The organism is Pelagivirga sediminicola, from assembly GCF_003072125.1.
GTDB classification, from domain to species: domain Bacteria; phylum Pseudomonadota; class Alphaproteobacteria; order Rhodobacterales; family Rhodobacteraceae; genus Roseovarius; species Roseovarius sediminicola.
Genome location: NZ_QCYH01000033.1, coordinates 1 through 9,503, shown reverse-complemented (window position 1 = coordinate 9,503; position 9,503 = coordinate 1). Strand labels below are relative to the sequence as shown.

At 63.8% G+C, this 9,503-nt stretch carries 7 protein-coding genes and 1 pseudogene; 7 read left to right on the top strand and 1 reads right to left on the bottom strand.

Features of this window, described 5'->3' with window-relative positions; translation table 11 throughout:
• Positions 1 to 81: pseudogene (locus DC366_RS20395) on the top strand (integrase); the annotation flags it as partial.
• Positions 82 to 221: 140 nt separating this feature from the next.
• Here DC366_RS20395 and DC366_RS18900 read toward each other — a convergent pair.
• Positions 222 to 1,073, bottom strand: a complete 852-nt coding sequence (locus DC366_RS18900) for a cation diffusion facilitator family transporter (protein ID WP_007803328.1) — start codon at positions 1,071 to 1,073, stop codon at positions 222 to 224.
• Between the two features lie 63 nt (positions 1,074 to 1,136).
• On the opposite strand from DC366_RS18900, the gene DC366_RS18895 reads away from it, so the two are divergent.
• The 6 genes from DC366_RS18895 to DC366_RS18865 all read left to right on the top strand — a co-directional run bounded on the left by DC366_RS18895 (position 1,137) and on the right by DC366_RS18865 (position 9,387).
• On the top strand, positions 1,137 to 1,487 hold the full coding sequence (locus tag DC366_RS18895; RefSeq protein WP_007803330.1) for an ArsR/SmtB family transcription factor: 351 nt from the start codon (positions 1,137 to 1,139) through the stop codon (positions 1,485 to 1,487).
• Between the two features lie 743 nt (positions 1,488 to 2,230).
• Complete coding sequence (locus tag DC366_RS18890; protein WP_108693708.1) at positions 2,231 to 3,160, top strand: DUF2493 domain-containing protein; 930 nt, start codon at positions 2,231 to 2,233, stop codon at positions 3,158 to 3,160.
• A gap of 535 nt (positions 3,161 to 3,695) precedes the next feature.
• On the top strand, positions 3,696 to 3,902 hold the full coding sequence (locus DC366_RS18880; protein WP_007120662.1) for a hypothetical protein: 207 nt from the start codon (positions 3,696 to 3,698) through the stop codon (positions 3,900 to 3,902).
• A 562-nt stretch (positions 3,903 to 4,464) separates the two neighbouring features.
• Positions 4,465 to 5,058: a helix-turn-helix domain-containing protein gene (locus DC366_RS18875; RefSeq protein ID WP_108693707.1), complete on the top strand. Its 594-nt coding sequence runs from the start codon at positions 4,465 to 4,467 to the stop codon at positions 5,056 to 5,058.
• Positions 5,045 to 7,378 (top strand): relaxase/mobilization nuclease domain-containing protein, encoded by a 2,334-nt coding sequence (locus DC366_RS18870; protein ID WP_108693706.1) that lies wholly within the window; start codon positions 5,045 to 5,047, stop codon positions 7,376 to 7,378. Before DC366_RS18875 ends, DC366_RS18870 begins: the two co-directional genes overlap by 14 nt.
• 8 nt (positions 7,379 to 7,386) lie before the next feature.
• Positions 7,387 to 9,387 (top strand): type IV secretory system conjugative DNA transfer family protein, encoded by a 2,001-nt coding sequence (locus DC366_RS18865; protein ID WP_108693705.1) that lies wholly within the window; start codon positions 7,387 to 7,389, stop codon positions 9,385 to 9,387.
• Positions 9,388 to 9,503 lie beyond the last annotated feature (116 nt).

Genomic DNA, 9,503 nt, shown 5'->3' with positions numbered 1-9,503 from the left:
ACCAAGATGGACAGCACTGTCAGGTACCTCGGCGTCGAGCTTGAAGATGCGCTGGTGATCGCCGAAGCTATCGAAATCTAAACCGCTGGGCCGTCGCCACAGACGGCCCTGAGCAGTCGTTGGCCTATCTCGCAGCGAAGGTCGGCTCCGAGCCCAGACTCACCGATGCTGCGGGGCGCGCGAATGTCGGCTTTCGTCCGGCGCGTCGCACCATGATGGAGTTAGTCAGCTTCCACCAAGTCACTCCGGGCATCGCGGATGATCATCCACGACGAATGCAGGAAAAGCCCCGCGATCGCGAAAGCGACGATCAGGTCGGGCCATGCACTGCCAAGCCACGCGACCAGCCCGGCGGCGATGACCACGGCGAGGTTGCCGATGGCGTCGTTGCGAGAGAACAGCCAGACGGCTCGCATATTGGCATCACCCTTGCGGTGCTTTAGCAGCGGCAGCACCGCGAGGATGTTTACGATCAGCGCACCTACCGCGAAGGCTCCCATCAACCCGGCTTCTGGCGTGGTCTGGTTGAGGACACGCCAGAGCGTGCTGCCGACAACGCCAAGGCCCAGAAGGCCCAGAAACACGCCTTGGATCATCGCCGACCGCGCCCGCCATGTCAGGCTCCAGCCGATGGCGAGCAGGCCCAGAAACGTGATCGCACCATCGCCCAGAAAATCGAGCGCGTCTGCCTTCAGCGCCTGCGAACCGGACAGGAACCCGCCGAACATTTCGACCACGCCGTATCCGAGATTGAGCGCGACCACGATCCAGAGCGCGCGGCGATAGCTCGGGTCCTTGTAGGCCGGATCGGACGATGTATCGCCGTCCTCGATCTTCTCGAAACCGTAGCCGGTCGCGTCGAGCGCGGGCCGCACTTTCGGCAGATCGCCGTCCGCGATCCGCAATGTCATGATGTGGGTGGCGGCGGACACTTTCACGTCGCCTTCGGCCACGCCCGCAGACCGGGCCGCGCGCTCGATCTCGGCGGCATCTTTCGCGCAGTCCATGCCTTGCACCCGCATTCGGATCGGGGAGGAGGCTGTCGCCAACTTGCTGTTATCGGGCTGGCTCATGTGCGATCCTTTTTGTGGTGGCGGGCGAAAAGGTACGCTGCTAACGTATCAGTGGATAATGATATGACAGCGCAAAACATTCAAGACGATCTTTCGGCACCCGATACACTGGAACTGCGGGCAAAGCTCTTCCGGGGCCTAAGCGATCCCAGCCGTCTGACGATCCTCGATGCGCTGGTGTCGGACGAACGCAACGTGCAGGAAATCGTCGGGCATACGGGTTTGGGTCAGCCCAACGTCTCGAACCATCTGCGCTGTCTGCTGGAATGCGGGCTGGTCAGTCGCCGCAGCAAAGGCCGCTTCGTTCGGTATCGTCTGGCGGACAGGCGGGTCGCCGATCTCATCCGTGATGCAGATCAGCTACTTGCCTCGACAGCCAACGGAGTTGATGCCTGCCAAAGCTATACGGACTAACCGGCGCGACCTGCTGCAATGTCCTATCGGTGCGCCAAACCTGAAGCAGCCATCTGCGCATCCGCAGCGAATGCACCCTTTGTCCGCGTAGCAGCCCTCCACCCAGAGCGCGGCGAAGGTCTGGTTTCCGCCGATCACGTCGCAAGCTTGGAGAAGTAATCCGTATAGCCTAAAGCGTAGCCCCTGCACATCAACCTTGGCTTATGCCTTGCGGCCTCCCCAGCTCGGCTTCGCGTGTCGCAGGGGAGAACGGCCCTTCGGTCCGTCGCGCATTCGGCCATGCGGCCTCACCGCGGCGTTGCGCTTGGCGTCCCGGTTTGCCCGCCTCGCGAGCACGTCCCTCCCCGGCCGCTCCGCCGGATTGCGCTCTGGTCTGTTTTGCGGGGCAAAACGATCCCGCCGCTCCATCCGTCTCCCGCGCCCGGTCGGGCCGTTTGCCTGCTCGGGTCGGGCAAACCTACCGTCAAAACACACACACATGAGTGCGGAAGCATATCCTCCGGATGGCCCCCAAATCAGCCCGCGTCAAGGATCGCAAAACTTTTCGGCGAGGGCGGGGCCTGTGGCGGGGGTGAACCCGTGCGTGAGGGCGCGCGTGTCTCGGGTGTTGCGCGCGGAAAACTTTTGCGCCCGGCAAGCCGGCGGCTGCGCCGTCCCTGACCCGGGCAGATTCGGAAACCAGGCATTCGGCCATGCCCCCACACTCACGTGGCGGCCTTGGAAACGAACACTGGAGACCAGACATGGCTTACGACACTGCAAACACCTACGAGACCATCGAGCTTTTTGGGCTGACCGAGAAGGACGCACAGCTCCCGATCCCCGAGGATCACATCCTGACCGACAGCATCATCCGCGAGAGCTTCGACTCTTTGCTCGGGCAGTTGCGCGGGACCGGGCTTGAAGCCGAAATCGAACCGCTGGCCCATGGGCTCGCCACGATCCTGCAGCGCCGCAAGGTGGCGCTTGGCAAGGAGGTCGACCGCACCGCCGACAAGATCGGCGCGCTGGCAAAATCCCACGACGGATCGGAGATCGCCGAGACCGCGCTCGAAGAGGCGCAGGCGCGCTTTGTGCAGCTGCGCGAGATTGTCAGCGCCATCGAGGTGATGAGCGAGGCAGCGGCGGAATGCTACGAGATCGAGACGGGCCACGCCTTCATCCCGGCAGCCGGGTCGCGCGCAAGCGTCCGGGCGAAAGAGACCGGGGCGGTCTTCGAGGCGCGGCAGCTCCTGGAGCAGCACGACCGCGAAACCGCCGAGAAGTCGAAAGTCGAGGGGGTGCCCCTGATCGTCTCAGGCGCCACCGACTGGACCGATGTCGATGTGATCTTCAACACGCTCGACAAGGTTCGCGAACGGATCAAACAGAACCGCAATCAGGAGATCTTCCTCTGCCACAAGGGTGGCAAGCACGGGGCGGAGATGATTGCGGCTCGGTGGGCCCGGGCACGCGGGATAGCACAGGCGCGCTTCGATCCGCGCTGGTCCGCGCATGGACGGGCGGCACCGTTCAAGTGCAATGACGAAATGCTGGACGACAAGTTCGCCGCGACGGGGGTTGTGCTCTTCGGCGGCAACGGGGTCGCGCTGAACCTCGGGCAGAAGGCGGAAGCGAAAGGTCTGACGGTCATGCGGGTTGCGGACCCGGCGAAGAAGGCGTCGCAGGATTGAAGAGAGGGGGTCGCGCTTGGCGCGGCCCTTTCGTCATATCTCATGGCGCGTGCGGTCGGTCACGCGTGATCGGCAGTCTGCGGCGGCCAGCACCGTTATCCCTCTACCAAGTCCGTCAGAGTGCGGCCCATCCGCATCGGTACGGGCTGGGGATGGTGCGCACCTCGCACATCGTCAGCAGCGCAAGGCCGAGGGGTCGAGACGTCGCACATGAGGCTGAAGCCCTGCACGTCCCTCGGGGCGTGTTTCGGAACATCGAATCCACGCGGGCGGGCTCCGTCAGCTCCCCGGCCAGGCTTGGGGGAATGCGGACGCGGAAGGTGGCGGCTGCGTGATGGCAAAGATCATCCGGATCACTCCTTTTTGCTCATAGATGTGGATCGCACGGGGTCGGCCCGTCCGTGCCCTCAGCTCATGCTTAGGCAAGCACAAATACGGCTTCCACGGCTAGCCGCGGACCCTCCGCATTTGCGCTTGCGACCGGGCCTCCTGCCCCCGTGCTGGGTGATCCCCATCGCAACAAGGAGTAACCCAAATGACCAACCACTACGTCGCTACCGTCCCCGTCAAGTTCACCGATACCGATGGCCAGGAGCGCACCCGTTTTCAGCGCGTGGGCGCTATGTTCCGCAACACCCGCAACGGGGACGGCTCGGAGTTCTTCAGCCTCAAGCTCGACTTCCCGGTCGCGGTCTCGGAGCTGGTGATGTTCCCGCCGAGCGCGAAAGATCCCCAGGACTGAATCCTCTGACGAGGATGGGCTGCCCCAGGACGATCTTGGGGCGGCCCGATCCCTGTTCCAGGGATGCCGCGTCCGGCGGTCAGATCGCCCGAGGCGACTTCACGAAGCCGTCGGCCGCTGCGCGTTCAACGGACGCACTCCCCCCGAAATGATCAGGTCGCGACAGACCGGCCAGTCAGCCTCAAGGGGGCCATCCACAAAAACCTATCGGCCAGGGCTTCCCGGTTTTTGCGGCAGAGATTTGGGGACCCAAATCTGGCCCTCCTTGACCCTGCCTGTCCGCCCTGTCGGTGGGGTTTGCGCCCGCCCGCGTTTCCGTCCGAACACGTGCGTGTTCGGCCAGACCCTCGGGCGGGGCTGGTGGACGGGACCCCTAGGACAGGGGGTTCGCCCGGTGGTGAGGGCGGCAGAGCCGCGTCCCTGCGGGCCGCGGCGTGAAGCGGACACCAAGGCTGCCTGAGCCTGAATGCGACGTAAGTATATAATTGACAGCTAGGTATATTATCGTAAGGTAGGGGCAGCCTTGGTGGAAGGTGGCAGGAAATAGGGGGTCTTTCTTCGCATGTCGCGCTCAAAACGTCTCACAGATGCGGACCGCATGGAGATCGTTCGCGAAGCTGCGGAAGGCATTTCCACTTCAGTGCTGGCGGAACGGTTTGGCGTGTCGGCGCGGGCGATCCAGTACACGCTCAAAGCCGATGCCGAGCGCCAGACGGATGCCGCGATCCCGGTCTCCGCGGTCAGTGTGAAGGTGACGGCCGCAGAGCTTGAAGCCCTCGACGCGGTGTTGGCAAAGGCGGGGATCGAGAGCCGGGCCGAAGGGCTGCGGCGGCTCATTCAGGCGGCAGGTGGGGTGTTCGTTCCGGACGCGCAGATGGCGGCCGAGATGGCGCGCTACCGCGCCTCTCTACACGAGGTCGGCAATGGGGTCGGGCAAATCGCCAAGCAGATGACGCGGGCCAACCGGATGGGGCAGGGGGCCGTGGGGGGCACGAGTGCCGAGTTCACCGAACTGCGTCTTGCGCAGATGCGCGGGCTGGCGCGGTTCATTCTGGATTCCGCTGACGAGATCGATCTGCTTCTGCGCCGCCGTCGAGACGCGATGCAGCTGCAGGCCACGGCCGCGCTAAGGGAGTTTGCCCATGCGGCTGAATGATGCCGTCCATGCCGTCACGGGCGAGGTCTTCCGGGATGGCTGGAGCCGCGTTCGGGGCTCGATGCAAGGGCTGCACGTGGCCAAGCAGACCCAGCTTGTGCGCGCAGCAGCAGGGCATCGGCCAGCGGTCTTCAAGGCGATCCGGGGCGGGGGCACGCATACCAAATCGCAGCTCGCAAACCAGCTCGATTACCTCACCACCAAGTCTACCCATATCGTGGACAGTAGCGGGTTCCTGGATGGCAAGACGAAGCTCGAGGCGGGTGACATCAAGGACCTGACCGAGCGCTTTGCCAAGCGGTGGGATGCGGGCTTCAAGCCCAAGCTCGGACAGACCACCCATATGCTCATGTCCTTCCCCATCGGCACGCGCGGGGAGGATGTGCGCGACATTGCGACGGATGTGGCCGAGCGGTTCTTCCAGACTGATGAGGGGCATTTCGACTACATCATCGCGGTGCATGAGGACCGCGATCATCCCCATGCGCATCTGGTGCTGAACCGCCGCTCGCAGGAGGGCGAGTTCTTCTTCTTGGGGCGCAACCATCGCTTCAACTATGACGACTTCCGCCTCGCCATGGTCGAGGAGGCGGAAAAGTACGGCGTGCGCCTGGAGGCCACGCGCCGGGTGGATCGCGGCGTCGTGCATTACCCCGCCCGCACTAGCGAGGTCTATGCGGCGAAAGAAGAGGGTCGCGCGCCCCGCGAGCGCGAACGCGTGGGGCAGGACCTGACGCGGACGCTGGCGGAGATCGCCAACACCAGAACCGTCTACCATTCGCTGGCCGCGGAGGCTTCGCGCGAGGCCCGCGAGGATATTGCCGCAGCCCTCTTTCGCGCGGGCGAGGTGCTGGCGCATGGCGGGCAGGTGGACCGAACAGGAGATGTCTATATGGCCGAGGATCAAAGCTTCGAGGATCTGAGAAGCCTCTATGCGGAAAAGCTGGCGCGGGTGCAGGGCATGATCGCCGAGAAGTCTGACGCGGAACGTCCCGTGCTGGAAAAACGCCTCATCGAGATCCAGACGCAAGTCCAACACATGCAGCCTCTCGGATTGCGATCATCCACGCTGTCAGAGACCCCCTCGGAGGGCGGGATCTATTCCGAGGCCAATATCGACGCCAACCAGCGCGAGCGTCTGGCAGAGCCCGATCTGAGATCGCGCATTGACGCGGCACTACGGGGCACCGGGATCAGCACATCCGAAGTGGTGGCCCGGATCGAGACGGGCGCCTCGAATGCAGCGCTCGAGCATCAATGGATCGCCAATGATCTCTCCAAAGTAGCTGAGGCGCGCGATCTGAACCTTGAACGCCGCGCCGATCTGGAACAGGCGCGCGACATTCTCAACGATGTGCACGTCGAACTTGGCACGCTCTTGGAGCGGGAGAACGTGCTGCGCCGGGATGGCGTCATGGAAGCGGAACCGGTCAGCGAGCGGTTCTATTATCATGAGGGCGCGGTGCGGGCGATGGAAGGGACAATCCGTCAGGAGATGCGCGCAGACGGCCTGACAGCGCAGCAGATCGAGGACCGGGACTGGGAGGTTGTCTCGCGGGCAGAGCGCCGGATCGAGGCGGAGCAGCGCGCGTATCTCGAGGCACATCCGGAACTGCTCGCACGCCCCGGCGATGTGATCGACCGGTCTGAGCCCTATAGAGAGACCATCACCGATGCGGCCCGCGCCAGCGAGATCACCCGCGAGGTCGACCGCATCACGGAGGGACGCGACCTCCGCATGCCGGTTGCAGATGCTGTCACGGATGACTTACGAGCGCGCTATCCGGACATGCCGTCCCATCTCGCCCGTGGGCTCGGCGCGACCTATGCGGCCGTCGTCGAGATACGCGACACGGAGGTCATCAACCAGGTCCGCCGCGAAACCGAGATGCGCGACGGGCTCGGGTCTGGCACGCGCGACGCACTCCTCGCAGCCCGCGGTGAAACTGCGCCGCAGTCTGCCCGTACCGACCGCCTTGCAGACGAAATTACGCGTGTTCTGGAGCATGAGCGGGCGGGGGAGTTGTCCGCGCCCTTCGAGACCGAGGCGGAGCGGGACGCTTTCCGGGGCGAGATCGCGCGGGTGCTGGATGACCGTCAACTTGAGAGGCTCACATCCGGCGATGCCGATGCGCTGGAAAAGGTTCTCGAGGACCGTCTCGACCGGCTCTATGTCGCCAAGGTCTACCTGCAATCGGATGCAGCGACGGCCAACACGGAGGCCTTGCGCCAGGTGGTCGATGATCTTGCCGATACCGAATATGAAAAACACCGCACGACAGACGTGGATGGCGAGACCGAGCGGGGTCAGGTCCATTGAGCGCCTCCATGGGAAAAGCGCGGATCGCGACCGGTGTCTTGTTGGTAACGCTGGTGACCGCCGCCATGGGCTATACCATCGCCTCGGCGGTGCTGACCTACCAGGATCTTGGGTTTGGGGCCGAGATCGACTTTGCTTATATCGCGCAGAACTACATGGCGATCCTCGATCGCCGCCCGGAGGACGCGCAACTTATTCACCTGATCATCGGCAGCTTCGCCGCCGCCGGCCTGATGCTGAGCCTCGCCCTTTCAGGCTCGGCCCTCACACGCTTTGGCCAGACCCATTGGCAGACCGCGCGCGAGATGAAGGCCAATGGCTTCTTCGGGGCGCCAGGGACCGGGTTCATTCTCGGCAAGCTGGGGACGCCGAGCTCCCGCGCCAATTACATTTGCTCGAAGGTTTTCCCGCATGCGCTGATCGTGGCGCCCACGGGCCGCGGCAAGACCACGGGCTTCGTTATTCCGAACCTGCTGACCTGGCAAGGCTCCGCCGTGACGCTCGATGTGAAGGGCGAGTGCTTTGAGGCCACGGCCCGGCATCGCGCAGCCCAAGGCGACAAGGTCTATCGCTTTGCCCCCACCGATTGGGAGGGCAAGCGCACGCACCGCTACAACCCGCTCCTGCGCATCTTTGAGCTGAAAGATCCCGCGCGCCAGCAGATGGAATTGCAGCTCCTGGCGACGCTGTTCCTGCAAAGCGACAATGACCGGGTGCAGGGCCTCCTCAAAGGCGGGATCGATCTCTTCGTGGCGGCGGGGCTTCTGGCCTTCCAGCGCAAGCGTCCGACCCTGGGTGAGATCTACCGCATCGCCGCCTCGGGCGGGAACAAGCAGAAGGAATATTTCGCGCGGGGCCATGAGGTCGACAACAGGGCGGCCAAGCTGATCTTCACGCGGCTCGCTTCGACCAATAACGACACGCTGACCTCCTATGTCTCGCTCCTGATGACCTCGGGGCTCGATCAATGGCAGAACCCGGCCATCGATGAAGCGACGGCGGTGTCGGACTTTGACTTCCGGACTATCCGCAAGAAGCCTTTTTCGGTCTATCTCGTGGTCCAGCCGCTGATGGTGAAGCCGCTCGCGCCGCTGATCCGGCTGTTTTTCTCCGACCTGCTCTCGGCCATGCAGGAAAAGGACCCCGGGCCGGATGAGCCCTGGCCGGTGATGATCATGCTCGACGAGTTCAATCGTCTCGGCAAAATGCCCATCGTGGTCGAAAGCATCGAGACGCTGCGCACCTATCGTGGTCACCTCGCCGTTGTCACCCAAACCATCCCCGCCCTCGATGAAATCTACGGCGAAAACACCCGCCGCGCCTTGCAGGGGAATGCGGGCGTGAAGCTCTACCTGACGCCCTCCGATGAAAAAACCGTCGAGGAGCTGAGCAAGGCGGTCGGCAAGACCACGAAGACCGTCATCACGCGCTCCCAGTCTATCGGCAAGAACCCCTTTGAAGGGCGCAGCCAGTCGACCCGGACCGAAGAAAGCTCTCTCCTGCCCGAGGATGAGGCGCGCCGCCTACCGCTCGACGAGATCGTCATGGTCATCGATGCGCAGATGCCGGTCCGTGCAAAGCGGATTCAGTATTTTGACGACCGGCTGTTCAAGGCGATCCACGCGGCGCAGACGGGTGAATTGCCGTTTCCAGAGCCGGGGGGAGGGGGGGCGCAAGGCACGCTGCCGCTGAGTGTGCGCGCCATGCCTATGACGCCGCCGTCGGATGGGCCAGGGGGAACAGAAGCCGATGTGGAGAGGGCGAGCCAGGCTGGCGATGGTCAACCGTCAGGCCAAGCCGACGCCGCTCCAAAGAAGACCGCGCCTGTCGTTCAAGCCGTCATCGCCGAGGAACAGCGCCAGATGGAGATGGATTTTGGCAGCGGCGTCGTGGATTCTGAAGCTGCGAGCGTAGCTGATGAGGCGCAGATGCGCTCTGCAGTCGATGGCTTGGACGAAATGGAAGCGATGCTGCGAGAGGAGGATGGTGAAAGGCTGGTTGCGCGATAGGGTGGCGGACATCGCCTGTTTGTCGGGGACGGCGGGAAGCTGATGGGGTGGATGGCTCCTGCTTCAACCGGCGTCGCAATGCGCCATAGTGCAGGTGTCTAAATCTGCTTTGAGAG